Below are 26,953 nucleotides of genomic sequence, written 5' to 3' on the forward strand. Positions count from 1 at the left end.
ATGCGAATAATGTTCTTTGGAAACTGAATAATACGGTATTTATAAAATAAATTAAGGTATAAGTACATGTCTGATTATAATTAAGATTATATGTAATACGTGCTATAATTATCCTTAAGTTATATCGAAATTGTAAAATAAGTCAAATTGCAGATTATTTATATAATTCAGGGGGGAAATAAAGTGGCAAGAGTTTATGGAATTAGAAAGCGATTAGAACAAAATAATATTGACAAAAAACTTATAAGGGAAATTATTGGAAACGAAGATTTAGTAGAAGTCATTACACGGATGGAAACTTTACTTGATTCTGATATGATGTATGAAATTCTAGATTCTTGTGCCTGTTTGGGCGGCAAAGAATATCTAAAAAAATGTGAAAAAATCGGTAAAAAATTGACTGGCAAATCATTAAATGAAAAAATACTCCATCTCAATAGTAAGATCTTTGCTTCCGAAAGTGTGGCCTTAAATAATGACGGTACTTTGAATGCGGTAATGGTTTATAAAAACAATGATAAGTATTCATGCGTTTGTTCAGCCAACGTTTGTAAAGATGTGAAAGTTTCAGACCTTGCTCTATCAAAAAGCAATTCTGATGACCGTGATATGCCTTTATCATACTGTTTATGTTGTGCTGGGTCATTTCGCCGCCATTTACAATTAATGTTGGATGTTAAACTGAAAACAAAGAAAATTATTTCGTCTCCGATTAACAGTGGAGGTGAAAAACCATGTGAATTTGTTTTTGAGTTTAATTGATACAGTTTCCACTAATAAACATAATTAGAAGTTATTTTACTTCGCAATGTTTCAAAATAGACGAATCAGCAATAAAAAACAAATATTTTTTATGTCGCAATTCATATTAATTAAGAAGGAGAAAAAATATGAAAATAAAATTGATGTCTATTGAGGATTATGATAGTGTATATCAATTATGGATAAATATTGAAGGAATGTGTATACAAGGATATTATGCGTGGGATGTGGAGCGAAATTCTACCAAATTTGTAGTTAGTTGAAGGAAGTCTTTAAATATAAAAATTATATATGTTTATTTTTTATAAAAAATTAATATAATATTATTAAGGAAACTCCACAGGCAAGCTGCGGAGTACAGAATTCTAAAGAAACAAGTTTCTAAGAATTCTAGTAAGAAATGGAGATAATAAAAAAGTAGGGTGGTCCACACTCTACTGATATACAATTCTAGTTGCTTAGGCAACTGGTATCAGTATATTTTATAGGAATAAAAAATAGTAGCATCCAATTGCCAGTGGGGGTTACTATTTTTTTGATATTTTATCTATAAGTAACAGTATAAATGTTAATAGTGCTAATAAAAACAAACCACCAGTAAATAGTAACATTAAAACCTCTTATGTAAAATATATATAGAAAAATAAAATGGAAAAACCTCATTTAGAGTAGTTACGGAGAACCGTATATGTGCAGAACCAAAATAATTAGAAAAAATTAATCTGTAACATAAGGAAAGGATATAAAAGTATTATTAACTTATGTTATAATTATGTTAGTGAGTTATTGGAAATTTACTTAATAAATAGAAAGTTGTAGGGGGATTAAAATGGGAATTTATGAAAAGGCTTTATATACTATGAATGAATTATTTGCAAAGGATTGTCATTTTGCAATGGCTACTGTGAAGGATAATACACCATCAGTTCGATTTGTTGATACTTTTTTTGAGGATGGTTCATTTTATGTAGTTACGTACTCAAATTCACAAAAGGTTCGAGAATTAGAGGATAATAGTCAAGTTTCACTATGCAATGAATTTTATCGTTTCAGTGGTAATGCTTATAATATTGGACATCCATTATTATTAGAAAATACAGAGATAAGAGAAAAATTAATTAAAGTATTTGAACCATGGTATTTTGCACACAATAATGAAAATGATGAAAATATGTGTTACGTAAAAATTGACCTTAAAGAAGGATTTTTCTATAAAGATGGAATAGGATATAAAGTAAATTTTCAACTAAAAGAGGCTAAAGAATTTCCCTTTGATTTGGATATTGAACCAGTAGTTTAAAAGGTGGATTAAGTATGGCAGTTGCAAATATAAAACTTGAGTTAAATGGAGATATCCAAACTGTTTGGGGTATTGTTACTTCTCTTGAAGATTATACATGGCGTTCTGATTTAAGTAAGGTTGAAGTTTTAGAGGCTGGAAAGAAATTTATAGAATATACAAAAAACGGATATTCAACCACTTTTACTATTACTAAATTTGAACCTTTAAACAGATATGAGTTTGATATGGACAATGAAAATATGCATGGTAATTGGATAGGAGTGTTTTCAAAATCAAATGGTAAAACCATCATTGACTTTACGGAAAATGTGACACCAAAGAAAATGATTATGAAACCTTTTGTAGGATTATATTTGAAAAAACAACAATCAACATATGTAAGTGATTTAAAGAGATTATTGGAGGATATGTAATTAATTACGAAGTAGAAATAAATAACATTGTTTTATTAAATACAATATAAATAAGCAGTTAGTAATATAATAAAGTTACTAACTGCCATAGATTGTGGTAAATTCAATGAAAGCATATTTCCCTAAGAAAATAAAATTTACTAAATTATTAAAGAGTATTACATATCAGATATTTTTCTACATTCTTTAGCGCAAGCACTACATTCTTGTGCACATTTTTGGTAATGGTCATCTTTAAAGATTCCACATTCTTGTGCACATTTATCACAAATGCTAGCACAGAATCTGCAATGTTCTTTTGCAAATTGATCATTGATGGACATAAGCTCTGCTAACATTTCACACATTTTTGCACATTCCATAAGGGTTTTCACCAAATTTCCTTTTGTGTTTAAATCAGGTTCATTAACACAGGCCTCAAAACATTCATAACAGACCTTTGCACATCTATTACATTCATCAATACATCTTTGATAATTGTTTGTGGTCATAGTTGCTACTCTCATTTTCACACCCCATTTTATAATTTTTTAAACTTTTATATTATATATTATATGTAAAATTAAGGTAACATCAAAATCACCTTTTACTAAATAAACTAGTCATACTATATATTATGTGCAAAGTTAAATATTTCCATGATAAAGTTAAATGATAGATTTAAACTTTCACATAGGATATTTAAATAGTTATACTTTTATTCTATGAACTAAAAATTATAATTAGTCATTGACAGGAAGAAAATAAAATTGACTATATGTTAAATTACTATGATAATAAAGGAATGTTTCTTAATGAAAGTGATTAATTTGTTTTTAAAATAGTCGTAATATAATAGATAGACAATTGATTAAAGAGTTAAGAGAAATATTGGAGGTGGCTATAGGTGATTTATACTATTACCTTTAACCCAGCTTTAGATTATGTAGTTAAGGTTGAGGATTTTAAGCTGGGAGATGTAAATAGAACATGTTATGAACAGGTTTATGCAGGGGGAAAGGGAATTAATGTTTCTATGATTCTAAATAATTTAGATATAGAAAACATAGCTCTTGGATATATAGCGGGCTTTACAGGTGATGAAATAGAGAAAAGAGTTAAAGCCTTTGGATGTAAAACAGATTTCATTAAGTTAAATAGGGGCATATCTAGAATAAATATAAAGTTAAAATCAAGTGAGGAATCCGAGATAAATGGAAGAGGACCTGAGATATATAAGGAGGCACTGGACATATTATTTAATAAGCTAGGTGCTCTTAGAGAAGGGGACTTCTTAGTGCTTGCGGGAAGTATACCAAATACTCTTCCAAAGAATATTTATGAAAGTATAATGGAGAGACTTAAGGGAAAAAACATAAGATTTGTGGTAGATGCTACAGGAGAACTTTTATTAAATGTACTAAAATATAAGCCCTTTTTAATTAAGCCAAATCATCATGAGCTGGCAGAGTTGTTTAATGTAGAATTTAAAAATGAAGAGGAAATAATATATTACGGAAAAAAACTTCAGGAAATGGGCGGAGAGAATGTTCTTATTTCAATGGCTTCAAAGGGAGCCATATTTATAAGTTCTACAGGGGATGTAATAAGAAGTTATGCACCTAAGGGTGTGTTGAAAAATTCTGTAGGAGCTGGAGACTCTATGGTGGCAGGCTTTATAGCAGGATATTTAAAGAATAATAAACTAGAGGAAGCCTTTAAGATGGGAGTTGCTACAGGCAGTGCCAGTGCATTTTCAGAAGGTTTAGCTAAAAAGGAATTTATAGAAGAATTATTAAAGCAAATTATATAAAAAATCGCCTTAGCTACATAAAAGGGAGATAATAATAACTGGTGATGCCATGCACCACCAGTCATTATGTATAACTTTCTTTAAAATAAGATCTACAAAGTAAGGGTCAGTAAAACCAACAGAACCTATTATCCTTTTATCATTATCTTTTTTAAATTCAGTACAGTAATCACTTGATCTATTTTAAATTTCCTTTAGCTGTTGCCCTATCAATAGTTATTTTTACAATATTAGTCTTTGAAGCTGCTCTATTTATATATTCTGATCCTTCTTTTTTAAATTCAGGAGAATATTTATCTATAAATGCCATAAGAGCTACTTTCTTTTCTTCTTCATCTGCTACAGTTGAAGCTTTTCCAAATACAATAACACTTTCATATCTTGTGGTAAATTTTGCAGGTAAAACTTCTGTGTTTTGCACCACAGAAAAGGAAACCTTGTCACTAAATTTAATATTATCAAGTTTATGCCCTACTGAAGCACCATGAAAATATAGGGCATTGTTTATATACACATAGCTTAAAGGTGTAGCATAGGGATATTGATTTTCTCCTATGGTGGCTAGCACTCCGTACTCTCCTTCATTTAGTATTCTTTCTAAATGATGATCTTCTAATTGCCTTTTTGAATTTCTTAATTCTCTAAACATAAGCCCCCCTAAATTAATTATATTTTTTATAACCTATAACATATTATACCATAAATTTTTCAAAATAGTATATTTTATGTATCCACTGTACTTGAATAATCCATGAAAAATCATAGTTCAATGCCCTTTTGCTAAGTAAAAGCCATAGAAATATTATACATACTTAATAAGATATTATTATTAAAATACATAGGAGTTTTTCAACTTTATTTTTTCTTTATTTTTACTTAATTAATTCTATAGCTTTCATAGTTATTGTTAAAAGTGTAGGCTAATAAGAAATTTTTATAAGCTTTAGTAGCAATAAGAAATTTTAAGAAAGCTACTTATATAAGGAGAAGAATGAAGCTTTTATAAATTTAGTAGCCAAAAGAAATGGAGTGAAATTATGATAAGTATAAGAAATTTAAGTAGAGATTTTTACAGTGGAGAGTTAAAGCAAACTGTACTGAAAAATATTAATTTAGAAATAGAAGGTGGAGATTTTTTAACTATTATGGGGCCCTCAGGTGGAGGGAAATCTACAATGCTGCATATAATGGCTCTTCTTATAGAGCCAACAACAGGGGAGGTTTATTACAACAATAATAAGCTGAATTTTAAGGATGAAAAGGCATTGGACAACTATAGAAGAGATAATATAGGATTAATCTTTCAAAATTCTAATCTTATATCTTGCTTATCACCGCTGGAAAATCTAATTATAGCTATGAATAGTAAAGAAAGCTATAGCTCTAAAAAGAAGAAATGTAAAGAGCTTTTAGATAAAGTAGGACTTTCACATAAATATAATAGCAAGGTAAGCTCACTATCAGGTGGTGAAGCTCAAAGGGTTTCAGTAGTTAGAGCCCTTGTAAATAATCCTAAAGTAATATTATGTGATGAGCCAACAGGTGCATTAGATTCAGTGAATGGAAAGAAGGTTATTGAACTACTTATTAATATAAGAAAAGAGAGAAAATGCACTCTTATAATAGTTACTCATGATGAAAGCATAGGGGAACTTGGAGAGAGAAAAATCTACTTGAAAGATGGTGAACTTCATGAGATGGATAGAAATATTCAAAATATATAACCTTAAGCTATTAAAAAAGGAAAGGCTGCTATTTCTCTTTACAACTTTATCAATATTAATTACCATAACTATTTCTCTAGTAATTCCACAGATAAATTTAGAGAATACAAGATATCTTGAAAATAATATAAGAAAAATAAATGGTGGGGATTTAAATATATCTTTAAGAGGGGAACAAACCAAGGAGTTTCAAGACAAAATTCAGGAACTTAAAACAAAGGGTTTAGAAATAAAAACTTCTAGTTTTAACACCTGCTACTATAAAAAACAGTCTAACAAAATTATAGGAACCATGGTTTCTGGAGATTATTCCTTAGAAAGGGATGAAATAATTCTTCAAAGTACACTGGCAAATAGTTTAAATTTGAAAAAGGGTGATTTTGTTGAGCTAGATACCCTGGGAAGTGGAGTATTAAAATATAAAGTTAAAGATATTGAACCTATGTCTATGGGAGTAGATGCTGATGCAGAGCTTCTTGGCTATGGAAAGGTACAACAAAATGAAAAACTAAATATTAGTAAGGCTAGAAACATGATGTATATAAGTGGACAAGATGGAGAGATATTAAAAGAGGAATTAATGAAATATGATCATAGTAATATCTATACTTCCATAAAGGATAAAAAAAGTGGAATGGAAAGGCAAGTGGCTATTCAAAGTGCAGTTTTAGGAACTTTAAGTACAGTTGGGTATATTGTTTCAGCTTTAGCTATAATAAGTACAACCATAATGCTTATACTTAAAAGAAAAAGAGACATAGCTATTTTAAGAATGATATCAGTGAATATTAAGGATATAAAAAGAGCTTTAAATCTAGAGATTTCTTTATGGCTTGCGGTACCAATATTTTTAGGAGGCCTCATAAGTTATAGGGTATCTAAATTTATTTTAAATTATGTTGGAATAGAAACAGGAAATATAACAATGGAAAATATATCACTAATACTAAAGGGTGTTATTTTTAATATTATTATATTTTTCATGCTTATAAATATTGCACTTATGCTAATTAAAAGTATAAAGCCACTAGCTATAATTAGAGAAGATGAGAAACTTATAAAGAAAAGTACTAAAAAAATAGTAATTATAACAAGTATTTGTTTACCATTATTTCTAGGAGCATATTCAATTTATTCTGGATCAATAGGAACCCTTGGAAGCAGCTTAATTATAATTCTTTTGATTATGATTTTTTTAGTCATAGTAGCATTAGTAGTGAAGTTGTTATCATTAATACATTTTAGAAATTCAGTTTTAATGTACAGTATAAAGTCTATTAAAAACAACTTTTTCTCATTTATATTAGTTTTATTAAGCTTAACACTAACTTTGTGGTTTATATTAATTGGATTTAGTCTTCAAGATTCTATAAAAGATAACTTTAATAATTCTCTAAGTAAAATATTGCCCTACAATTATATAGCAGAAAGCAAAGATAATGAAGGGTTAGAAAATATTTTGAATAATGAAAGTGATGTAGAAGCATATACTAAAACCTTTGGTATATCTGGAAAGGTACAAAATACTCTTAATAATAATATGTATAAATCAGTTAGCATAGATGAGGTTAATAAGGAAGATTACAATGTGAAATTTAAAATTAAAGAAGGTGAGGATCTTTTTCAGGGAGATAATGGCATAATTATAAGTAGTGAGATGAAAGAGAAAAATAACTTGGAAATAGGAGATATGCTTTCTGTTGAAACAAAAAAGGGAACTTTTCAGTATAAAATAAAGGGAGTATATGATTGTGGGGGTATAAATTCTCTTAGTATACTAAAAGAGAAGGTAGAAATTGGTGAAAGTATAAACTATATGGTTAAATCTAAAAGTGATAAGTTTATAGACAAATTAAAAGACAGTACAGTTATAAATATTAATTCAATAGGTGAAAGTTTAAGTTCAGGACTTGGAAAGTTTTTGAAGATATTTAGAATACTCTCTGTAATATGTGTTTTATCAACAGTTTTATTTAATATAAATATGCTTTATATGAATTACAGCCAAGGAGAAAAGGATGATGAGATAATAAGAGCCTTAGGACTTGGAAATAGCTTTTTGCTTAAATCTCAAGGGGTTAAAATTTTCTTCTTTATAATACTTAGTTCAGCTTTATTCTTAGGAGTATATTATTTAAGCATTCAATTATTTATTTCAGCTATGTTTAAAAGTAATGTAGAAGTAGGATTAATCACTGTAGGTATAACTTTAATTAATGCCTTTGTGCTTTCTTTAATAGCTTTTAATTTGCCTATTAGAAATATAATAAATAAGAGAGATATTAATTTGCTTAGGGAATAGAACTAATATTATAATTATATATAGTAATTTAAGGATTATGTTGGTAAAAAATAAAGGTCTATTCAAGGGTAAAATATTATTTTTGAATAGGCCTATTACTAAATAGAGATAGGAGAACATTATGTGTGAAAGACTTTTAGTGGTGGAAGACGATAGCGATATAGCTTTAATGCTTAAGGAGTATTTAAGTAAAGAGGGGTATGAGGTTTTAACTGCAAATAATGGACAAGAAGCATTAAAGATTTTAGGAGAAAATCACATTGACCTTATACTTTTGGATGTAATGATGCCAATTATGGATGGTCATGAAACTCTTTCTAAAATAAGAGAGTTTTCCAATGTTCCAGTTATAATGTTAACAGCAAAGGGGCAACAATTTGATAAGGTTATAGGGTTTAAAAAAGGCTGTGATGATTATATAGTTAAACCCTTTGATTTAATAGAGCTAACTCTTAGAATTAAAGCAATACTAAGAAGAGGAAATATTAATATAGTTTCAAATGATTCAGTAAAAGTGTATAAGGATTTAAAGATAAACAAAGAAGAGTATAGTGTTATAAAATCAGGAATAGACCTAAAGCTTACAAAAAAGGAATTTGATATATTGGCACTTCTGGTATGGAATCCAGGGCGGATATATAGCCCTAAAATGTTGTATGAACAGATTTGGAATGAACCATATTTAGATAATGATAATTCTATAATAACTCATATGAGAAATTTAAGAGAAAAAATAGGAGATAGAGTAAAAGAAGGAATATACATTAAGACTATATGGGGAGTTGGATATAAAGTTGAAAAAGATAGTTAAGCTAAAAGGGGAACTAATTCTTTTTGCAATTATAGCAGTAATTTTAGGCTTAATAACAGGAACTAATTTAGTTAATTCTTATAGAAAAAGTAATTCAGGAAAAGAAAGACTAAGGTTATCAGCAGTAGAAAGAAATAGAGCCTCTGTTAAGAGGATCATAGAAGATTTAGATATTGAAAGTTCAGATGAAAATACTGTTATTGAAAATATGAAAAGAATAGAGAAGGATCTAAAAAGGGGTGGGGTTAAGAGAATATTTTTAGTTGACCATGATGGATTTGTTATACAGTCAACGGGTAATTTAGGTGTAAAACAACTTGATTTAGATTTAGAAAAGTATGAGGATGTAACTGTAGAAGGTGCTACTTTTACAGCTAAAAACATCATTAAGTTAAATGAAAATAGATATGTTGTATTTATAAATGATGGCTTTAGTGAAGGGGATTTAGTTTCCATGGAAGTTTGGATAATTGTAGCTATATTAATCTTCTTAGTTTTAGTTAGTGGAAGAATTAAATACATAAATAGCATTGCCACTAATGTAAGATTAATAGCTAAAGGTGATATGACTAAAAGAGTAGATTTAAAATATAGAAATGAATTAACACAATTAGCTGAAGATATTAATTATATGGCACAAGAGCTTATGGAACAGGACTTAAATCAAAAAAGGTTTATAACAAATATCTCTCATGATTTAAGAACTCCATTAACTACAATGCTTGGTTACTCAAAAATGATAGAGGAAAAAAGTTATTCAAATGAATATGAATTAGAAAGATATGTTTCCATATTAAATAGAAAAGGTATGCACCTAAAAACTTTATTAGAGGATTTTTTTGACTATGCAAAGCTTTCATCAATGGATATAAAAATGGAGGAGGAAGTTATAAATATCAATGAAAGTATATTGCAGCTTTTAGATGGAGAGGAAATTTATTTTAAGGAGAGAAACTTAGAATTAGATGTGATATTAGAGAAAAAACCAATTTACACCTATGGAGATCCCATGTTAATTGCAAGGGCATTAGAAAATTTAATAAGTAATTCTTTAAAGTATTCTAAGGAAGATTCTAAGGTAACAATAAAGCTAAGTGAAGAAAGAATAAATGGAAATATCTATGGGATATTTTCAGTTTTTAATATTCCTAAGGAGTTTTTATCAGAGGAGGAAATTGATAAGTTATTTAAAAGGTTATATAAAAATGATGTAGCAAGGTCTGAAGGGGGCAGTGGATTAGGTTTAGCAATATGCCAAGAAATAGTTAAATGCCATAATGGATTTATAAATGCTAATAAGATAAATGATGGAATAGAGTTTTTAATAGGGTTAGTTGCTATAAAAGAAGAACAACTTTAAAGGAAGTCTAACTATATTTATCTAGGGTCTAACACTTATAGTAGTTTTATAGGAAATTGAAGCTCATCTTCATAACTTCATATAGAGGTTGTAACTCTATATGAAGGTTAGCTGAACTTATAAAGTTAACTAGCAGTTCTTATGCATAACATAAGAAATTTAAGTAACTAAAATTTAAAGTTTAATGTCTTCTACCTAAGCAGATATCTCAAATTTGTGATTTGGTCATAGTGGCTTAAGCAGAGAGGCAAGACCATAGATCTTGAGTGAATTTCTTACTCTTTGAGTACTACATGAGTTATGAAGATAATTAAAAGGTATGAGACTTAGGGAAAAGATGTTTTCATGTGAAAGGAAAGCTAATAGAAGAAGGTAGATGAAACACTAAGCATTAAAAGGAGCTACTATTATCCAAGTATACTTGGTTAAAACCATAAGGAAGAAGAAACCCTTCTTAAATTCTTTACAGAGTCATGAATGAGATTGAGTAAATCCTTTAACCTATTGTATAATTGGATACAATGAAGGGTGATAAAGGTTATATATTTAATATTAAACCTATGTTACCTATACAAAATAAAAAATAGCTTAAGGGGGACTTGAGATGATTAAGAGTACAAGAAGTTTTTTAGAGTTAAAAGGAGATTTAGTTTACTTAAAAAAACTAGATAAAGAATATATTGAAGAATATTTTCAAGGCATTGATGACTGCAGTATTGAGTCAATTATTTTTACAGGAACTCAACAAGTGTTTAACAAATCAGATATAGAAGGGTATCTAGAAGATGTATCATCAGATAGAAGCAGAATGGACTTTTTAATATTTTCAAAGGAGTCTAATAAAGTTGTTGGGGAAGTTGTCATTAACGATATTTATAGAAATAATAGAAGTGCTAGTATGAGAGTTCTAATAAATAGAAAAGAAGATTTTAGTAAGGGTTATGGTAGTGAAGCTATTATATTGGCATTAAATTATGGATTTGGAATGCTTAATTTACATAGAATTGAGTTAGAAGCACTAGAGTTTAATGAAAGGGCAATCCATGTTTATGAAAAAATAGGTTTCAAAAGAGAGGGAATTCGAAGAGAGGGAATCTTCTTTAATCACAAATATTACGATTTAGTTACCATGAGCATTTTAGAAGATGAGTTCAGGGCAAAATATATAGATAGTGAGAAGTCATTAAGGGAATTTTTATAGAAACAAGGGAGAGAGATTTATGAGGGTAAGAAATATAAATTATACAGAAATAGACTTATATACAAATATGCTACCTTACGAAGGGAGTAGACTTAAAGATATATTATCTTCTTGGTTAGAAAAGGGAATAACAAGGCTAGACTGGTGTTTTGTAATTGAAGATAATAATAAATTTTTAGGTAGAATAATATATGGAGTATTTGATGATGATTTGGATATTTTAAATATAGATTTTATAGATGCTCCTAAAGAAGCCATGGAAAAACTTTTATGTCATAGTGTAAAAGAGATGGGTTTAAAAGGATTCAGCAAAATAATAAACCACCTTTATTCTGATAAAAATAATTTTAAGGAGTACAAAGACATATTGCTTAAAATAGGGTTTAAAATTACTCAAGAAAAGAGAAGTTTTACATGGACCCAAAATTACATTAAGGAATCCTCTAAAAGGCTGATTTTTAAAAGCTTAGAAGATACTGGCCAGATGGAGTATATAGAGGCTATAAAAGAAGTAACAGAAGGTACCTTAGATGAAGATGATTTAAGTTCTATAAAAGAGATAGGATATAAGAAAGCAGCAGAGAAGTACTTCAATGAATTAAAAGATATTGATTTTAATAAGAAATGGTGGAAACTTGCTTATACAGGAGATAATGATCTTTTAGGGTTAGTAGTACCACAAAGGTTTAATGAAGATACAGGTGCTATTAACTATATTGGAGTTGTACCTAAAAGAAGAGGTAATGGATATATAAATGACTTATTAATAGAAGGTACTAGAATCTTAAGTGAAAATAATATAACGAAGATTATTGCTGATATTGATGTGAAAAATTTCCCATTGGAAAAGGCTCTTATGGATCAAGGATATAAATTTGATTGTGAGATGTTAGTTATGAAATTGAGTTTATAATAATTATAGTATTTAACCCCATGTATAGTATCCTTAACACTTCTTTAAAGGAAAAACAGGCTTAGAAATTTAGCAGTTATTTCTCCTTACTATGGTAGAAAAGTGATATAATGAAGTATATGATATAAATTGTAAGTATTTTATGCTAGAAATCACATTCACAGGAGGGGTATTTATGAGAACTGTTCCACTAACTGCTTTTAAAATATTTAAATCCTGCTCATAGCAAAGACTGCTATAAAGAAATGAGCTATGCTTTGTTTTGAGTAAGGTATATTAATGAATTAAATTATAATTTGTCTAACAGAAACCATTAATGATGGTTTTAAATAATACTCATCTTTACAAGTTTAGATGAGTGCTCGAAGAGTAAGTGACTATCACCAAATCAAAGATTTGGGATATCTGCTTAATGCATGGAGTAACTTTATGAGTAGTCTTTGCTTAAATCTTTATATTTTTATAAGGAGGAGCAAAGATATGGCATATATTAAAGCACAAAATGTGTTACCAGAAGAAATAATAAAGTTAATTCAAGAATATGTAGATGGAGAGTATTTATACATTCCAAGAAAAAATGGCAATGAAAAATCTTGGGGTGAAAAAAATGGTACAAGAAGTATCCTAAAAGAGAGAAATAATGAGATCTTAAAAAAATACCTTAGAGGAATTACTGTTACTGAATTAGCTAATGAATACTATCTTTCAGAAAAAAGTATAAGAAGGATAATAAGAGTAATAAGAAACTCATCTTCATGACTTCAGATGAGTACTCAAAGAGTAAGCGACTACCAACAAGCCATAGGCTTGGTATCTGCTTAACCGACTATCACCAAATCGAAGATTTGGGATATCTGCTTAAGAAACTCATCTTCATGACTTAAGATGAGTACTCAAAGAGTAAGCGATTTACACAAGATTTTAGATCTTGGTTCTCTGCTTAAGGGACTACCGACAAGCCATAGGTCTTGTTATTTGCTTAACTGGCTATCACCAAATCATAGATTTGGGATATCTGATTAGGAAAAGTTATTATATTAATAATAGAAGAGGATGATTTATTATCAGAACAATTTTTGATAATAAATCATCCTTTTTAGGTTAGGTAAGTTTTATTTAAATATATTTAAGTTGTCATTGAGTAATCTGGGGAAAGTTAAAATATGTATCTCCTGGCTCAAGGTTCGTTCAGAACCCTTTTGGAGGTTTTTATATAATAATATTCTTGTTAGAATATTATTAGAAACATAATTAAACATATGGTATTGGGGGAGGGGTAATAATGAAATTTTCTTTGAAAGTTAGAACAGAAGAGGATACTAAAAAAATTTTAAACTGGTGCTATGAAGGCATATATTCATTTTACGATAATAATATTCAACAAGAAAAAATTGATAATATTATTAGTTTAACAGGATCTGATAGGGCCTTTTCAGTGGTAAATGAAGAAGGTGAACTTGTTGGAAACTGTGAGTTTTACGATGTTTCAGACAATGAAGAAGAAGAAATTCTTGCTGTTGGTATTCAAATGGAACCTAGTTTAACTGGAAGAGGGTATGGAACAGAATTTTCCATGGCAATTATTGAAGAAGGAAGAGAGAGGCTAAAATATGACTATTTAGAATTATCAGTGGCGGATTTCAACACTAGAGCAAGAAAGGTTTATGAAAAAATAGGTTTTAAAAAGATTGATGAAATATATAATGAGATTAGAGGCAATAAATATAAATTTATAATAATGGCTAAAAAGTTTAAGGATAATTAAATTAGGGGGAAATAATATTTAACTTCAACTATTATATATTTGTTTTGTTATTTTATGAGGAATCAATCTTAATGAAACATACTAGGGTAATAAGTATTTATTTACTTGCTTTATTTTAATATATTGGATATAATTGTATTAGTAAAATTAAGGAGGTTTGATGAAATGGTAATAGCTACTTGCTAATTAATTTTCTAAATTGAAAATTTTATTCAAGGAAGATTTTAAATGCCTATACAATTAGGTTTTTTTGGTATGCTTCTTTTGAAATTTAGTAAGTAGAAGTGGTCATTTTATAGAACTAGAATTAAATCTTAATTTTACATAAGATATTGATAGGGATGTATTTAATGCATGCTTTAAAGTTGTGATATTTTTTAGAATGATGTTAACCTAATATTATTCTAGAAGTTTCTTTGGCTTTAATTAGAATATACTCTCTTAAAAGTATTTTGCAATGTAAAATAATGTTTATTTTAGACTGTAAGGAGCAAAAACTTCCTACAGTCTTTTTTGTTCTATTGAGAGATATAATAAATCTTAGACTTTATCATAGTGACTTAAGTAGAGCCTAAGATCTACAGTTTAATGGTATAGCTTTACTCTTTCATTACTGAAAGGAAACTCATCTTAACAATTTAAGATGAGTAAGCCATTGAGAAAAGATAATAGATTTTGCTTTTCTATTATGAAGCTATGAATATGAGTTTCTCATAAAAAACTTAATTAAGTAATTCAGAGTTTGATATGAATTTATAAATTTTGTATAGGCATTAAACAGTAAAGAATACTTAAAAGGAGAGGATATTATGGAGATTAAAGAAAAAATAATAAAAGATTTAGATAGGATAATAAATGAATATATAAAGGCAGAATTTGTACCAGGACTCGCAGTAGGTGTAGTATATAATAATGAAGTTATTTACACAAAGGGCTTTGGAGTAAAAAATATAGATACAAAAGAACCTGTTGATGAAAATTCTCTTTTTCACATGGCATCAGTATCAAAAACTTTTGTTGCTACAGGAATAATGCAGTTAGTTGAACAAGGGAAAATTAACTTAGATAAATGTTTAATAGAGTATTTACCTTATTTTAAGCTTAAAGATGAAAGATATAAAAACATAACTATAAGGCAAATATTAAATCATACATCAGGTATGCCAGATGAAGAGGATTATGAGTGGGATAAGCCAAAGTATGATGATAAGGCTTTAGAAAGGTATGTTAGAAGCGTTGATGGAAGGGAACTTATGTGGGAGCCAGGAGAAAAGTTTGCTTATAGTAATATAGCCTATGAAATTTTAGGACATGTTATTGAGAAAGTTTCAGGTATGTCCTTTGAAGAATATATGAAAGAAAATATTCTAGATGTTGTAAAAATGAAAGAAAGCAACTTTTTAAAGCCTTTAGTTTCAAAGGATTTACTTACAAGTCCTCATATTTTGGATGTGAAAAATGGTTATGGAGCTACGGTTAGTGAAGTTTTTCCTTATAACCGTGCACATGGGCCAAGCTCTACTTTATGTTCTAATGTAGTTGAAATGTGTAACTATGCCATTGCTAATATTAATGAAGGAAGGTTTCAAGGAGATAAGATACTAAAGAATACTAGCTATTCAGAGCTTTGGAGAGAATATGCCTCTACAGAATGGGGAGGCTATACTTCAAAAATTGGACTTTCATGGTTTTTAGGACAATACAAAGGAAATAAGGTTATGTCTCATAGTGGTATGGACACAGGCTTTAGAAGTAATTTAATAATCTTACCTGAAAGAGGCATTGCAGTTGTTGTTATGATAAATGCATATTATATTGGAACTAAAATTTTATGCACAAGTATTTTAGATATACTTTTAGGTGAAGAAGTTCATTATATAAAAACATCACTTGCACAGCACATAATAAGAACAATGTTTAATAACAATTCTGAAATAGCTTTAAAGGAATATGATAAGATAAAGCAAAACTCTATTGAAAGATATCTTGTTTATGAAGATGAGTTTAATGCCATTGCCTATCAACTTCTAGAGCGAAAAAGAGTTAAAGAGGCAATTGATGTGCTTAAAATATCAATTGAAATTTTCAAAGAATCAGCTAATCTTTATGATAGTCTAGGTGAAATGTATTTATGTGAAGGTAATAAGAAGCTAGCTTTAGAAAGCTACAAAAAATCTGTGGAGCTGGACCCAAATAATGAGAATGGGAAAAAAATGATAGAGGAATTAAGCGTATAATTAGATAATTTGAAACCAACTTTAAGAAGACTATATTGTAGAATATAATGTATTAGAAGGATAATATAAAGTTAGCTCTCCAATGTAAAAATATTTTTTACATTGGAGAGCTTTTATTTTTATACAGAGGCATTAAAATTTTCAAAAGAAAAAGAATTAATTTCATCATTATAAGGCAAAATAAGAAAAGTGTAGTATAGATAAAAATGAAAATTAAATATATGGATTTTAAAAATAGTCGTAAAATAAAAAATACAAAGAAAGGAGAGGGTTATGTTTTGTTACGATTTTCATAACCAGTGGATGGAATGAAGGAGAATAATGTGAAAGTTATTCCACTAGGTGGTCTTGGAGAAATAGGAAAGAATATAACAGCTATTCAGTATAAAGATGAAATTATTGTTATAGATTGTGGGGTGTCTTTTCCAGAAGAAGAGATGTATGGGGTAGATCTAGTAATACCTGATATAAGATACCTTTTAGACAATTCGGATAAGGTGAGGGGGATTTTTTTAACCCATGGTCATGAGGATCATATTGGAGCCTTACCTTATATTTTAAAGCAATTAAATGTTCCTGTTTACGGTACAAGACTAACCTTAGGCATAGTTGAAAACAAATTAAAAGAGCACAATATACTTTCAGACTGTGAGCTTCATGGTGTAGAAGCTGGAGATATAATAGAAACAGAAAATTTAAAGATTGAATTTATAAGAAACACTCATAGTATAGCAGATTCTTGCTGTATTGCCATTCATACACCTGTGGGTGTAATATTTCATACTGGGGATTTTAAGATAGATTATACACCTATAGATGGATTAGTTATGGATTTAGAACGTATTTCTCAATTAGGGAAGCAGGGAGTAATGCTACTTATGGGGGATAGTACCAATGTAGAGCGACCTGGGTATACAATTTCAGAAAAATCCATAGGAGAAACTTTAACTAGAATACTTTCTAATGCTAAGGGTAGAGTTATTGTGGCAACCTTTGCTTCCAATATACATAGAATGCAGCAGATAGTAAATTCCTCTATAGACTATGGAAGGAAAGTAGTTTTTAGTGGAAGAAGTATGGAAAACATATCTAAGGTGGCTATGGATCTTGGGTATCTTCATATACCTGAAGGTAAAGTTATAAGTGTAGATGAAATGGAAAACTACCCTAATGAACAAATCACATTAATAACCACTGGAAGTCAAGGAGAACCTATGGCAGCTCTTGCTAGGATAGCTTTTTCAAATCATAGAAAAATTAAGATTGAACCAAAGGATTTATTCATTATTTCTGCATCACCAATACCTGGAAATGGAAAAATGATATCTAGAGTAATTAATCAATTATTTAAAAAAGGTGCAGATGTAATTTATGAAGATTTAGAGGAAGTGCATGTATCAGGTCACGCCTGCAGAGAAGAATTAAAATTAATTCATAGATTAGTTCATCCTAAGTATTTTATGCCTGTTCATGGTGAATATAGGCATTTGAGGCATCATGCTAACCTGGCTAAAGAGTTAGGCATGGAAAGTGAAAATATTTTTACTTTAGATACAGGTGAAGTTTTAGAATTATCAACTAAGGAAGCTAAGGTATCAGGCAGAGTTCATACTGGATCTGTGTTTGTAGATGGCCTTGGCGTAGGAGATGTTGGAAATATAGTGCTTAGGGACAGGAAATACTTAGCTCAGGATGGAATGCTTACAGTGGTGGTTACTATAGAAAAAGAATCCTATAGCATTATTGCAGGTCCTGATATAATAACTAGAGGCTTTGTATATGCGAAGGAATCAGATATTTTAATTAATGAGACAAAAGAGATTGCAAGAAAAGAATTGGAAAACTGCTTAGAAAATAAAATTGTTGAATGGTATGTCTTAAAAGTTAATATGAAAAAAGCTATGGAAAAGTATTTATATGAAAAAACAAAAAGAAGACCAATTGTGCTACCTATTATTATGGAAATTTGAATTTATGGTATAATCATAAGCATACCATGGATAAAAGTCGCGTTTTCTGCGGCTTTTATTATTTATGAAAAAATAGCATGTTAATAGTGTTTTACTAAAGATTAAAATTGTGTAATAATATAAAAGGTGTTTATCTAATGGCTAACAAAGATTAACATTTATAAGTAGTATAAATAGGCTAGGTTAGCTCATAGATTCATTAAACTAAGCATTAAATAGCTTAGAGTCTATTTGATGCAAAGTTCACTTTAGTAGTTAGTGAGGTAGAAAAGATGAAAATAGGATTTGATCATGAAAAATATCTTGAAGAACAATCAAAATATATTCTAGAAAGGGTTAATAATTATGACAAACTATATCTAGAATTTGGTGGAAAGCTTTTGTTCGATCTTCATGGAAAAAGAGTTTTACCTGGATTTGATGAAAATGCAAAAATCAAATTATTGCATAAATTAAAAGAAAAAGTTGAAATAATTATTTGTGTATACGCAGGAGATATTGAGAGAAATAAAATAAGAGGAGACTTTGGAATTACCTATGACATAGATGTTCTAAGACTAATTGACGACTTAAGGAATTATGAGCTTGATGTAAATAGTGTTGTAATTACTAGATATAGCGGACAGCCAGCAGCAACAGTTTTCATAAATAAGCTTGAACGTAGAGGAATAAAGGTATATAAACATGAAGCAACTAAGGGATATCCTACAGATGTTGATACCATTGTTAGTGATGAAGGATACGGTAAAAATCCATATATTGAAACAACAAAACCTATTGTAGTTGTAACAGCACCAGGACCAGGTAGTGGTAAATTAGCTACTTGTCTTAGCCAGCTTTACCATGAATATAGAAAGGGCAAAGTAGCTGGATATTCAAAGTTTGAAACATTCCCAGTATGGAATGTACCTTTAAAACACCCTTTAAATATAGCTTATGAAGCAGCCACAGCAGACCTTAAGGATGTAAATATGCTTGATTCTTTTCATTTTGATGCCTATAATAAGGTAGCTGTAAATTATAATCGTGACATCGAAATGTTCCCTGTAATTAAAAGGATTATAGAGAAGATAACAGGTGAAGATTCTGTTTATAAATCACCTACAGATATGGGTGTTAATAGAGTAGGCTTTGGAATAGTTGATGACGAGGTAGTTAAAGAAGCCTCTAGACAAGAGATAATCAGAAGATATTTTAAAACAAGCTGTGAGTACAAAAAAGGGTATGTAGATAAAGAAACTTTCCAAAGGGTAAAACTTATAATGGAGGAACTTAATCTTAAACCAGAGGATAGAAAAATTGTCATTGCTGCAAGAGAGCATTCAGCTAAATTAAAGCAAATAGCTAATAAAAATGAAGTTTGCCCAGTGGTTGCAATAGAACTTAGTGATGGAACAATGCTAACTGGTAAGAGTTCAAATTTAATGGATGGAACAGCAGCAGTAGTTTTAAATGCTATTAAGCATTTTGCAAATATATCTGATGAAATTCATCTTATTTCTCCAGTTATAATTGAACCAATTATAAATTTAAAATCAAAAACATTAAGCAGTAGAAATACAGCTTTAGACTGTGAAGAGATTCTAATGGCTCTTAGCATATGTGCAGTTACAAATCCAACAGCGCAATTAGCACTTGAAAAATTATCAATGTTAAAGGGATGTCAAGCCCATTCAACTACAATTTTAAGCAGAAATAGTGAACAGACCTTTAGAAAGCTTGGAATAGATGTAACTTGTGATGCTGAATATCCATCAGAAAATCTTTATTATAGCAATTAACTATAATATGTAAGTGAATAAAGGTTAAAACGTATCATATATATTTATAGAAGATAAATTAATCATAATATAGAAATGAAAAAGGCTAAGAAATACATCAGGTGTTTTTTATAGAAAGAAAATTAACCATAATATTGAAATGATAAAAATCTAATAAATATATCTATGTCTTTGTTAAAGGGGGGTCAAATCCATTCAACTACAAATTTATGTAGAAATAGTGAAAATACCTTTATAAAACTTGGAATAGATGTAACTTATGATACTGAATATTCGTTAAAAAATCCTTATTATAGCAATTAACTATAATATGTAAGTGAATAAAGCTTAGATTTGCCAAGTACATGCTGATTATGGAGGAAAGGTAAGGTAAATGCATTTTTTAATTGGCATTCTCCTGTAAACCCTAGTAACCCCAGATTCCCCTCTTTATTACCAATATACAGCGTTTGTATTAAATGGATTAGGATGGTATAATCTACAATAGTTTGATTTAAAACCTATTATTAGGGGAGAAGTGTCCTAATAATAGGGTTTTATTATTTTGTGGAGGGTTATACTAATGAGGGATAATAATATTAAATTGCGTCAGGAGGTTTTTGTAGATGACGCATGGAAGATTATTGATTGGCTAGAGGATGATGAGGTAATACAATATTTAAATGAGGGACAAAATGTCTGTAAAAGTATTAAACAGGTAATACATAGAACTAATATGCCCATTCTTACCCATTTATTTAACCAAGATGGAAGCTTTTTTATGCTAACAACAAAGGACAAGGAGCCCATCGGTTTTTTAAGATTAGTTCCTAAGAAAAAAGGAGCAGAAATGGTAATAGTAATTGGAGATAGAGAAAAATGGGGACAAGGATTAGGGCCTGAAGCCATATTTGAAGGATTAAAGCATGCTTTTTTTCAGTGGAGAGTTGATGAAGTAATTGCAAAAATTAACTTTAAAAATGAGCGTTCTAAAAAAGCATTTAAAAAGATCGGTTTTACAGAAGATAAGGAGCTACCAAGAGAGATGCAATACTCCATTTCCATGGAAGAATTTTTAGAAATAGCCGCATAGTTATTTATATAGTTATTTATAGTTATTTAAGATGTGAAATACAACGGGAAATAGAGCGGGAAATACACCCCCGGGGGTGTATTTCCCGCTCTATTTCCCTATTTCTTTTCAGGTTCTAGTTTTACTAAGCAGTGTTTTATATCAACAATATTTTCTTCAATAGAATCATGTACCTTTTGAGCTATTTTGTGCCCTTCACTTATGGTTAAATCCCCATCTACAGATATTTCAATATCTGCATATATTTTATTTCCAAAGGTTCTGGTTTTTAAATTAATAATATTAGTGACTCCCTTTATATTAAAGGTAATGTCTTTTATTTTCTCGATTATTTCATTATTAGCGCAGTGATCAACTAATTCTTTTATGGCTTTAAAGTAGTATTCTATTCCAATCTTTATAATAAGAAGGCTCACCAAAAGTCCTGCTATAGGATCTAAAATCTTTATACCTAATCTAGCACCTAGAATGCCTAAAAAAGTACCTATAGATGAAAGGGCATCGGAACGGTGGTGCCACGCATCGGTTTCCATGGCTATACTCTTTATCCTTTTAGCTATTATTATGGTATACCAGTACATAGCTTCCTTCACAAAAATAGAAACCCCAGCAGCAATTAAGGCGATTTTGTGAGGTGAATTTAAATTTCCTGATATCAAATCCATAAATGATTTATATCCAATAGAAGCACCAGTAAATATTAATATTAAGCTCATAAGTTTTGCAAATACAGGTTCAAATTTTTCATGACCATAAGGATGGCTCTCATCAGCGCCCTTGCTTGATACTTTAAGTCCTATTATAACAATAACAGTAGTTAATATATCAGCAAGACTATGAAATGCATCAGCTAGCATTGCGCTACTTTTACCTATAAAAGCTGCTAGCATTTTAAATACACAAAGAAATATATTAGCTGTAATGGTAATTAATGAGGCTTTTGTGCCAATTTTAGAGTTTTCCAATTCATTCTCTCCTAATTGATAATGTTATATGTTTATATACTATGCTATAAATCCTAAGTTGATAACATCTTCTAGGGTGATATTATCAGATATATATTATCAAATGATAATAAAATCGAAGTGCAATATTTAAAAATTTACAAAGGTAGTATATCAAAAAAATGTCACATTCTTAGTTTATATCATATAATATAATACAAGCTATTCCACATAAATTGAATATTTTATGGATTAATAGGGATTTAGAGCCCTATTTTTAAGTCAAGTTATACAACGAGTATTGGATAGGTTGTAATAAATTAAAAGGAGAGTTGATTATGTCAACTGCAAGATTATATAGTCAGAATTTAAGCGGCTTTCAGCCAGGTGTAGAATATGATTATAATATAACCTTAGAAGCAGAAACTAGATCTGCTATTCATGGTGTTGTAAGGTTACCTAATAACACTGTAGCTGCTAATGCAGTAGTTAAGCTATTCAAACTTATAAATGGTGTTTTTGAACCAATCGATTTCCAATACACAGACGCTGAAGGTCAATTCCTTTTTGGTATTGCTGATATAGGTGGAACTTACAGAATAAAAATATATTGGTATCCACTAGTATAGTTAATATAGACGGAACAGTTTTTGACTGTTCCGTATTTAATATAAAAATGAAAACTTAAAGATTTTTATAATACTACCAGTGCCTTCATGAATAAAATCCTTATTTAAGTAATTTTTAAATAATACACATAGGGAGAAGATAGAAAAAATATAGGAATCTAGTGTAGCTATTTTTATACTAGATAGCAAATGGAGGAATATTTAATGTATAAACCTATCGATTTAAATCAGGAGAAAAATAATCAAAGAGAAACCTTGGTGTATGTATTAGAGGAAGAGAATACTGTAATGGATAATATAGATGAAAAACTTCTTAAAGAAGCTGATGTATATGGTTTGGCTTTAAATGGAACTCACTTAAATTCCATAGATGAAGATTTAAAGTTTTTAAATGGAAATGAATTATATATTGAAGTTATCATTTCTAATCCATAGGGAAATACACCCCCGGGGGTGTATTTCCCAGTATTTTTTACAGAGAAGAAGTAAAAACTATATACAAAGGAGTGGATAAAATGAGTAAATTAAATACAGATGGTAAAGGTGCTATTAGGATAGGACATTATACAAAAAACGCTATAGAGAGTTTTGAAAATAATATAGTAAATCAAAAGGATTATCTAGAAAAGGTAGACAAAGAGCTTAAAAAGGAGGAGGAACCAAAGAGCCAATTTAAATAATTAAATTTAATTTATATAAATATAATATAGGATTTACTAAAAACACCCTTTATAAAGTAGTGATATGCTCCCCTTAAAGTAGACAGATTAAAAAATAAAAATCTGTTGCTGGAAAGGGGAGTTTATTTATATAAGAGTATTTTATTTATGTAAGAGTATTTTCGAATCTGAGTTTTACAAGAACTTATAAATATTGAGAAAGCATTTTAAAAATCTGACACTTAGAAAAGGATATAAAAATTACAAAGTTTTTTTTATATCTTAATTGTAAAAGTGTAAGTATTAAAGTCTATAGAAAATTAAAACCTATAGAAAATTAAAGCATGTACAAATCATATAAATATTTTTTATTCATTCATCACAAAATACAGGGGGATTAGATAATATAGTATAAGGGTAATTTTGCTAATTATGCTACTATGAAGAGTATTTTTATTGGGAGGTGGGTTCATGGCAGCTATTGTTGAAGTTAAGGATGTTAATATGAATTTTTATACCTTAGAGGGTGAACTTCAAGTTCTTTATGATTTAAATTTTTCTCTTGAAGAGGGAAAGATTTTGGCTCTTTTAGGGCCTTCTGGTTGTGGTAAATCTACAATGCTTAATATTTTAAGTGGCCTCTTAAAGCCAACCTCTGGACAAGTTCGTATTGATGGTAAGCTTGGTTATATGTTTCAAAGAGATCATCTTTTGGAATGGCGAACTATAATGGATAATATAACTATTGGACTTGAGATACAAAAAAAGCTTAATGAAGAGGCAAGACAAAAAATAGAAAGTCTTTTAAAGACTTATGGACTTTGGGACTTTAGAAATAGATACCCAAGGGAATTATCTGGGGGAATGAGACAAAGGGTTGCATTAATTAGGACTCTTTCTGTTGATCCAGATATTTTGCTTTTAGATGAAGCTTTTTCAGCTTTGGATTATCAAACTAGACTTTTGGTAAGTGATGATATTTATAAAATTATAAAAAATGAAAAAAAGACAACTATATTGGTTACTCATGATATATCTGAGGCCATATCTATGGCTGATTTTGTTTTGGTTTTATCTAAAAGGCCTGCCACAATAAAGGGCATACACAATATTAATCTTACAATTGAAGAAGAGAAGACTCCTTTATCTGCTAGGAAGGCACCAGAGTTTAAAGATTATTTCAATGCTTTATGGAAGGAGCTTGATATTTATGAAGACTAAATCCTTAACTCCTTATGAAAAATTTTTAAAAAATAAGAAAAAAGAAAAAAGGGCTATTGTATTTTGGCAAATATTTATTCTTATATTGTTTTTAATTTTATGGGAAGTTTTAGCTAGAGTTAATGTTATAGATACTTTTTTATTTAGTAAACCAACAGATATACATGTGCTTTTTACAAGATATGTACAAAGTGGTGAACTATTTAAACATATAGGAATATCTGTCTTAGAAACTGTACTGGGGTTTACCATAGGTACTGTTTTGGGTATTTTAATAGCTATAATGCTTTGGTGGTCTAAAACCGCCGCAAAAATTTTAGATCCTTTTTTGGTAGTTTTAAACGCTTTACCTAAAACCGCATTAGCTCCAATCCTTATTGTTTGGGCAGGTGCAGGAATTAAAGGTATAGTTGTAATTGCTGTAACCATATCCTTAGTTACAACAATTTTATCTGCCTATAACTATTTTATAAATGCAGATGAAGAGAAAATAAAGATGCTACAAAGTTTTGGAGCTACTAAAGGGCAAATTTTAACAAAACTTATACTACCCTCAAACATTGGAAATATCATAAACATAGTAAAGATAAATATAGGTATGTCTTGGGTGGGGGTTATAGTTGGAGAGTTTTTAGTATCTAGATATGGTATAGGGTATTTGATTGTTTATGGTGGTCAAGTATTTAAGTTAGATTTAGTTATGATGGGCGTTGTTGTTTTGGCGGTTTGTGCTTTAATTATGTATCAAGTTATAAATGTGATAGAAAAGCTTTATAAAGAAAGAAGAAATTTAGAGAACAACTGATTATATAAAAGTTTATTTAGGTGGTGAATTTATGAAGAGTATAAAAAAAATAGCATCAATTTTAGCTTGTGCTTCAATGATTGCTTTAATTTTTAATGGATGCACTAAGAAAGGAGAAATAACTAAGTTAAAAATTGCAGAGGTTACCCATTCAGTTTTTTATGCACCTCAGTATGTAGCTATTAATGAAGGTTTCTTTGAAGAAGAGGGATTAAAGGTAGAACTTATAGCAGCTCAAGGAGCAGACAAAACCATGGCAGCTCTAGTTTCAGGTGAAGTTCAGATAGGACTTATGGGGCCAGAGGCTTCCATATATATTTATAATCAAAAAAGCAAGGATTATGCTATAAATTTTGCTCAAGTTACTAAAAGAGATGGAAGCTTTTTAGTTGGAAGAGAAAAGGAAGATAACTTTAAATATGAAAACTTAAAAGGAAAAGAAGTAATTGGTGGAAGAAAAGGTGGAGTTCCTGAAATGACCTTAGAGTATGTCATTAAGGAAAAGGGACTAACCATAGGTCAAAATACTAAAAATGGAGAGGTAAATGTAAGAACAGATGTACAATTTAATGTAATGGGTGGAGCCTTCATAGCAGGGGAAGGAGATTACGTAACCTTATTTGAACCAGCAGCTACAGCAGTTGAAAAGGATGGGAAAGGTTATATACTCTCTTCTATAGGAGAAGTGTCAGGAGAGATTCCATATACAGCTTACTCCGCAACTAACACATATATAGATAAAAACCCTGAAGTTATACAAAAGTTTACGAACGCTATATATAAAGGTCAATTATATGTTCAAAACCATAGTGCTGAAGATATAGCAAAATCCATAGCTCCATTTTTTACAGATATTAAAATGGAAGATTTAATAGTAGTAGTAAATAGATATAAATCCATAGACGCTTGGTGCCAAAATCCAGTACTAAAGGAAGCTAGCTTAAATAGCCTAATGAAAGTAATGAGTTTGGCTGGAGAATTAGATAAAGAAGCTCCATATGATAAGATTGTAACCACCAAATACGCAGAAGAGGCTATAAAAAATATTAAAGAATAAATCTGTCCTACCATCACTATATTTTAAGCTTTATAGCTATCTATAGTGTTAAATATTAGTTAAAAAACATCTGAATTTAATAAAATCTACCATAGATAAGTCACATTATAAAAATACTATGTTAAACTAAGAAGATGATTTCTGTATTGAACAGGAATCATCTTCTTTTCTGTGCCCATAGCCACAATGGCAACTAGAAAACTTACAATAATGTAAGGTAAAATACAAAAAA

At 29.5% G+C, this 26,953-nt stretch carries 28 protein-coding genes; 24 read left to right on the top strand and 4 right to left on the bottom strand.

Annotation, left to right across the window (positions count from 1 at the left end; all coding sequences use genetic code 11):
• Positions 1-183: 183 nt before the first annotated feature.
• A complete protein-coding gene (locus tag KQI89_RS00110; protein ID WP_216455421.1) occupies positions 184-762 on the top strand; it encodes a hypothetical protein in 579 nt (192 codons plus the stop codon).
• Positions 763-890: 128 nt separating this feature from the next.
• Positions 891-1,025 (top strand): hypothetical protein, encoded by a 135-nt coding sequence (locus tag KQI89_RS17870; RefSeq protein ID WP_281418263.1) that lies wholly within the window; start codon positions 891-893, stop codon positions 1,023-1,025.
• A 264-nt stretch (positions 1,026-1,289) separates the two neighbouring features.
• Here KQI89_RS17870 and KQI89_RS17980 read toward each other — a convergent pair whose 3' ends face one another.
• Positions 1,290-1,373, bottom strand: coding sequence for a putative holin-like toxin (locus tag KQI89_RS17980; RefSeq protein ID WP_343216338.1), 84 nt, complete (start codon positions 1,371-1,373; stop codon positions 1,290-1,292).
• Positions 1,374-1,591: 218 nt separating this feature from the next.
• On the opposite strand from KQI89_RS17980, the gene KQI89_RS00115 reads away from it, so the two are divergent.
• Positions 1,592-2,062 carry a pyridoxamine 5'-phosphate oxidase family protein gene (locus KQI89_RS00115; RefSeq protein WP_216455422.1) on the top strand — a complete coding sequence of 157 codons (471 nt, stop codon included), beginning with the start codon at positions 1,592-1,594 and terminating at the stop codon, positions 2,060-2,062.
• Positions 2,063-2,076: 14 nt separating this feature from the next.
• Positions 2,077-2,478, top strand: a complete 402-nt coding sequence (locus tag KQI89_RS00120) for an SRPBCC family protein (protein ID WP_216455423.1) — start codon at positions 2,077-2,079, stop codon at positions 2,476-2,478.
• A 158-nt stretch (positions 2,479-2,636) separates the two neighbouring features.
• On the opposite strand, the gene KQI89_RS00125 is transcribed toward KQI89_RS00120, so the two are convergent.
• A complete protein-coding gene (locus KQI89_RS00125; protein ID WP_216455424.1) occupies positions 2,637-2,984 on the bottom strand; it encodes a four-helix bundle copper-binding protein in 348 nt (115 codons plus the stop codon).
• Between the two features lie 380 nt (positions 2,985-3,364).
• Here KQI89_RS00125 and pfkB point away from each other — a divergent pair, with 380 nt between their 5' ends.
• Positions 3,365-4,270, top strand: a complete 906-nt coding sequence (pfkB, locus tag KQI89_RS00130) for a 1-phosphofructokinase (RefSeq protein WP_216455425.1) — start codon at positions 3,365-3,367, stop codon at positions 4,268-4,270.
• A gap of 178 nt (positions 4,271-4,448) precedes the next feature.
• Here pfkB and KQI89_RS00135 read toward each other — a convergent pair whose 3' ends face one another.
• Positions 4,449-4,919, bottom strand: coding sequence for a pyridoxamine 5'-phosphate oxidase family protein (locus tag KQI89_RS00135; RefSeq protein ID WP_032121165.1), 471 nt, complete (start codon positions 4,917-4,919; stop codon positions 4,449-4,451).
• Positions 4,920-5,307: 388 nt separating this feature from the next.
• Here KQI89_RS00135 and KQI89_RS00140 point away from each other — a divergent pair, with 388 nt between their 5' ends.
• From KQI89_RS00140 to KQI89_RS00195, 13 genes are all read left to right on the top strand, one after another.
• Entirely contained in the window at positions 5,308-5,994 is a 687-nt protein-coding gene (locus tag KQI89_RS00140; protein WP_216455426.1) for an ABC transporter ATP-binding protein, read from the top strand.
• Positions 5,963-8,296, top strand: coding sequence for an ABC transporter permease (locus tag KQI89_RS00145; protein ID WP_216455427.1), 2,334 nt, complete (start codon positions 5,963-5,965; stop codon positions 8,294-8,296). The genes KQI89_RS00140 and KQI89_RS00145 overlap by 32 nt, the downstream gene beginning before the upstream one ends.
• Before the next feature lie 121 nt (positions 8,297-8,417).
• Entirely contained in the window at positions 8,418-9,107 is a 690-nt protein-coding gene (locus KQI89_RS00150; RefSeq protein WP_216455428.1) for a response regulator transcription factor, read from the top strand.
• Positions 9,091-10,467 (top strand): sensor histidine kinase, encoded by a 1,377-nt coding sequence (locus KQI89_RS00155; protein ID WP_216455429.1) that lies wholly within the window; start codon positions 9,091-9,093, stop codon positions 10,465-10,467. Before KQI89_RS00150 ends, KQI89_RS00155 begins: the two co-directional genes overlap by 17 nt.
• Positions 10,468-11,071: 604 nt before the next feature.
• Positions 11,072-11,668, top strand: a complete 597-nt coding sequence (locus KQI89_RS00160) for a GNAT family N-acetyltransferase (protein ID WP_216455430.1) — start codon at positions 11,072-11,074, stop codon at positions 11,666-11,668.
• Between the two features lie 19 nt (positions 11,669-11,687).
• On the top strand, positions 11,688-12,581 hold the full coding sequence (locus tag KQI89_RS00165) for a hypothetical protein (RefSeq protein WP_216455431.1): 894 nt from the start codon (positions 11,688-11,690) through the stop codon (positions 12,579-12,581).
• A gap of 480 nt (positions 12,582-13,061) precedes the next feature.
• Entirely contained in the window at positions 13,062-13,340 is a 279-nt protein-coding gene (locus tag KQI89_RS00170) for a CD3324 family protein (protein WP_246582923.1), read from the top strand.
• Between the two features lie 523 nt (positions 13,341-13,863).
• Complete coding sequence (locus KQI89_RS00175; RefSeq protein WP_216455433.1) at positions 13,864-14,346, top strand: GNAT family N-acetyltransferase; 483 nt, start codon at positions 13,864-13,866, stop codon at positions 14,344-14,346.
• Positions 14,347-15,155: 809 nt separating this feature from the next.
• The gene (locus KQI89_RS00180) at positions 15,156-16,583 is read left to right on the top strand and encodes a serine hydrolase (protein WP_216455434.1); all 1,428 of its coding nucleotides are present in this window, start codon (positions 15,156-15,158) and stop codon (positions 16,581-16,583) included.
• A 308-nt stretch (positions 16,584-16,891) separates the two neighbouring features.
• Complete coding sequence (locus KQI89_RS00185; RefSeq protein WP_216455435.1) at positions 16,892-18,553, top strand: ribonuclease J; 1,662 nt, start codon at positions 16,892-16,894, stop codon at positions 18,551-18,553.
• Positions 18,554-18,825: 272 nt separating this feature from the next.
• On the top strand, positions 18,826-20,334 hold the full coding sequence (locus KQI89_RS00190; protein WP_216455436.1) for a DUF1846 domain-containing protein: 1,509 nt from the start codon (positions 18,826-18,828) through the stop codon (positions 20,332-20,334).
• A gap of 165 nt (positions 20,335-20,499) precedes the next feature.
• Positions 20,500-20,637 (top strand): DUF1846 family C-terminal domain-containing protein, encoded by a 138-nt coding sequence (locus tag KQI89_RS18105; RefSeq protein ID WP_425514059.1) that lies wholly within the window; start codon positions 20,500-20,502, stop codon positions 20,635-20,637.
• Between the two features lie 259 nt (positions 20,638-20,896).
• On the top strand, positions 20,897-21,406 hold the full coding sequence (locus KQI89_RS00195; RefSeq protein ID WP_032121177.1) for a GNAT family N-acetyltransferase: 510 nt from the start codon (positions 20,897-20,899) through the stop codon (positions 21,404-21,406).
• A 98-nt stretch (positions 21,407-21,504) separates the two neighbouring features.
• Here KQI89_RS00195 and KQI89_RS00200 read toward each other — a convergent pair whose 3' ends face one another.
• The gene (locus tag KQI89_RS00200) at positions 21,505-22,371 is read right to left on the bottom strand and encodes a cation diffusion facilitator family transporter (protein WP_216455437.1); all 867 of its coding nucleotides are present in this window, start codon (positions 22,369-22,371) and stop codon (positions 21,505-21,507) included.
• A gap of 317 nt (positions 22,372-22,688) precedes the next feature.
• Here KQI89_RS00200 and KQI89_RS00205 point away from each other — a divergent pair, with 317 nt between their 5' ends.
• The 6 genes from KQI89_RS00205 (at position 22,689) to KQI89_RS00230 (ending at position 26,721) form a co-directional block, all read left to right on the top strand.
• Positions 22,689-22,979, top strand: coding sequence for a peptidase associated/transthyretin-like domain-containing protein (locus KQI89_RS00205; protein WP_032121179.1), 291 nt, complete (start codon positions 22,689-22,691; stop codon positions 22,977-22,979).
• Between the two features lie 204 nt (positions 22,980-23,183).
• Positions 23,184-23,414, top strand: coding sequence for a hypothetical protein (locus tag KQI89_RS00210; RefSeq protein WP_216455438.1), 231 nt, complete (start codon positions 23,184-23,186; stop codon positions 23,412-23,414).
• Between the two features lie 80 nt (positions 23,415-23,494).
• Entirely contained in the window at positions 23,495-23,659 is a 165-nt protein-coding gene (locus KQI89_RS00215; RefSeq protein ID WP_187117366.1) for a hypothetical protein, read from the top strand.
• A 450-nt stretch (positions 23,660-24,109) separates the two neighbouring features.
• Complete coding sequence (locus tag KQI89_RS00220; protein ID WP_032121181.1) at positions 24,110-24,859, top strand: ABC transporter ATP-binding protein; 750 nt, start codon at positions 24,110-24,112, stop codon at positions 24,857-24,859.
• The gene (locus tag KQI89_RS00225) at positions 24,849-25,664 is read left to right on the top strand and encodes an ABC transporter permease (protein WP_032121182.1); all 816 of its coding nucleotides are present in this window, start codon (positions 24,849-24,851) and stop codon (positions 25,662-25,664) included. The genes KQI89_RS00220 and KQI89_RS00225 overlap by 11 nt, the downstream gene beginning before the upstream one ends.
• 31 nt (positions 25,665-25,695) lie before the next feature.
• The gene (locus tag KQI89_RS00230) at positions 25,696-26,721 is read left to right on the top strand and encodes an ABC transporter substrate-binding protein (protein ID WP_216455439.1); all 1,026 of its coding nucleotides are present in this window, start codon (positions 25,696-25,698) and stop codon (positions 26,719-26,721) included.
• Positions 26,722-26,953 lie beyond the last annotated feature (232 nt).

It is taken from the genome of Clostridium simiarum, assembly GCF_018919175.1.
In the GTDB taxonomy this organism is placed as follows: domain Bacteria; phylum Bacillota; class Clostridia; order Clostridiales; family Clostridiaceae; genus Clostridium_L; species Clostridium_L simiarum.

Excerpts from the sequence above, each read along its gene's own strand:
- KQI89_RS00195 (WP_032121177.1), top strand. The coding sequence starts at position 20,897 with ATGAGGGATAATAATATTAAATTGCGTCAGGAGGTTTTTGTAGATGAC.
- KQI89_RS00210 (WP_216455438.1), top strand. The coding sequence starts at position 23,184 with ATGTATAAACCTATCGATTTAAATCAGGAGAAAAATAATCAAAGAGAA.
- KQI89_RS00190 (WP_216455436.1), top strand. The coding sequence starts at position 18,826 with ATGAAAATAGGATTTGATCATGAAAAATATCTTGAAGAACAATCAAAA.
- KQI89_RS00135 (WP_032121165.1), bottom strand. The coding sequence starts at position 4,919 with ATGTTTAGAGAATTAAGAAATTCAAAAAGGCAATTAGAAGATCATCAT.
- KQI89_RS00170 (WP_246582923.1), top strand. The coding sequence starts at position 13,062 with ATGGCATATATTAAAGCACAAAATGTGTTACCAGAAGAAATAATAAAG.
- KQI89_RS00150 (WP_216455428.1), top strand. The coding sequence starts at position 8,418 with ATGTGTGAAAGACTTTTAGTGGTGGAAGACGATAGCGATATAGCTTTA.
- KQI89_RS00220 (WP_032121181.1), top strand. The coding sequence starts at position 24,110 with ATGGCAGCTATTGTTGAAGTTAAGGATGTTAATATGAATTTTTATACC.
- KQI89_RS00205 (WP_032121179.1), top strand. The coding sequence starts at position 22,689 with ATGTCAACTGCAAGATTATATAGTCAGAATTTAAGCGGCTTTCAGCCA.
- KQI89_RS00215 (WP_187117366.1), top strand. The coding sequence starts at position 23,495 with ATGAGTAAATTAAATACAGATGGTAAAGGTGCTATTAGGATAGGACAT.
- KQI89_RS00180 (WP_216455434.1), top strand. The coding sequence starts at position 15,156 with ATGGAGATTAAAGAAAAAATAATAAAAGATTTAGATAGGATAATAAAT.
- KQI89_RS00125 (WP_216455424.1), bottom strand. The coding sequence starts at position 2,984 with ATGAGAGTAGCAACTATGACCACAAACAATTATCAAAGATGTATTGAT.
- KQI89_RS17870 (WP_281418263.1), top strand. The coding sequence starts at position 891 with ATGAAAATAAAATTGATGTCTATTGAGGATTATGATAGTGTATATCAA.
- KQI89_RS00145 (WP_216455427.1), top strand. The coding sequence starts at position 5,963 with ATGAGATGGATAGAAATATTCAAAATATATAACCTTAAGCTATTAAAA.
- KQI89_RS00160 (WP_216455430.1), top strand. The coding sequence starts at position 11,072 with ATGATTAAGAGTACAAGAAGTTTTTTAGAGTTAAAAGGAGATTTAGTT.
- KQI89_RS00225 (WP_032121182.1), top strand. The coding sequence starts at position 24,849 with ATGAAGACTAAATCCTTAACTCCTTATGAAAAATTTTTAAAAAATAAG.
- KQI89_RS00120 (WP_216455423.1), top strand. The coding sequence starts at position 2,077 with ATGGCAGTTGCAAATATAAAACTTGAGTTAAATGGAGATATCCAAACT.
- KQI89_RS00185 (WP_216455435.1), top strand. The coding sequence starts at position 16,892 with ATGAAGGAGAATAATGTGAAAGTTATTCCACTAGGTGGTCTTGGAGAA.
- KQI89_RS17980 (WP_343216338.1), bottom strand. The coding sequence starts at position 1,373 with ATGTTACTATTTACTGGTGGTTTGTTTTTATTAGCACTATTAACATTT.
- KQI89_RS00175 (WP_216455433.1), top strand. The coding sequence starts at position 13,864 with ATGAAATTTTCTTTGAAAGTTAGAACAGAAGAGGATACTAAAAAAATT.
- KQI89_RS00140 (WP_216455426.1), top strand. The coding sequence starts at position 5,308 with ATGATAAGTATAAGAAATTTAAGTAGAGATTTTTACAGTGGAGAGTTA.
- KQI89_RS00115 (WP_216455422.1), top strand. The coding sequence starts at position 1,592 with ATGGGAATTTATGAAAAGGCTTTATATACTATGAATGAATTATTTGCA.
- KQI89_RS00230 (WP_216455439.1), top strand. The coding sequence starts at position 25,696 with ATGAAGAGTATAAAAAAAATAGCATCAATTTTAGCTTGTGCTTCAATG.
- KQI89_RS00165 (WP_216455431.1), top strand. The coding sequence starts at position 11,688 with ATGAGGGTAAGAAATATAAATTATACAGAAATAGACTTATATACAAAT.
- KQI89_RS18105 (WP_425514059.1), top strand. The coding sequence starts at position 20,500 with ATGTCTTTGTTAAAGGGGGGTCAAATCCATTCAACTACAAATTTATGT.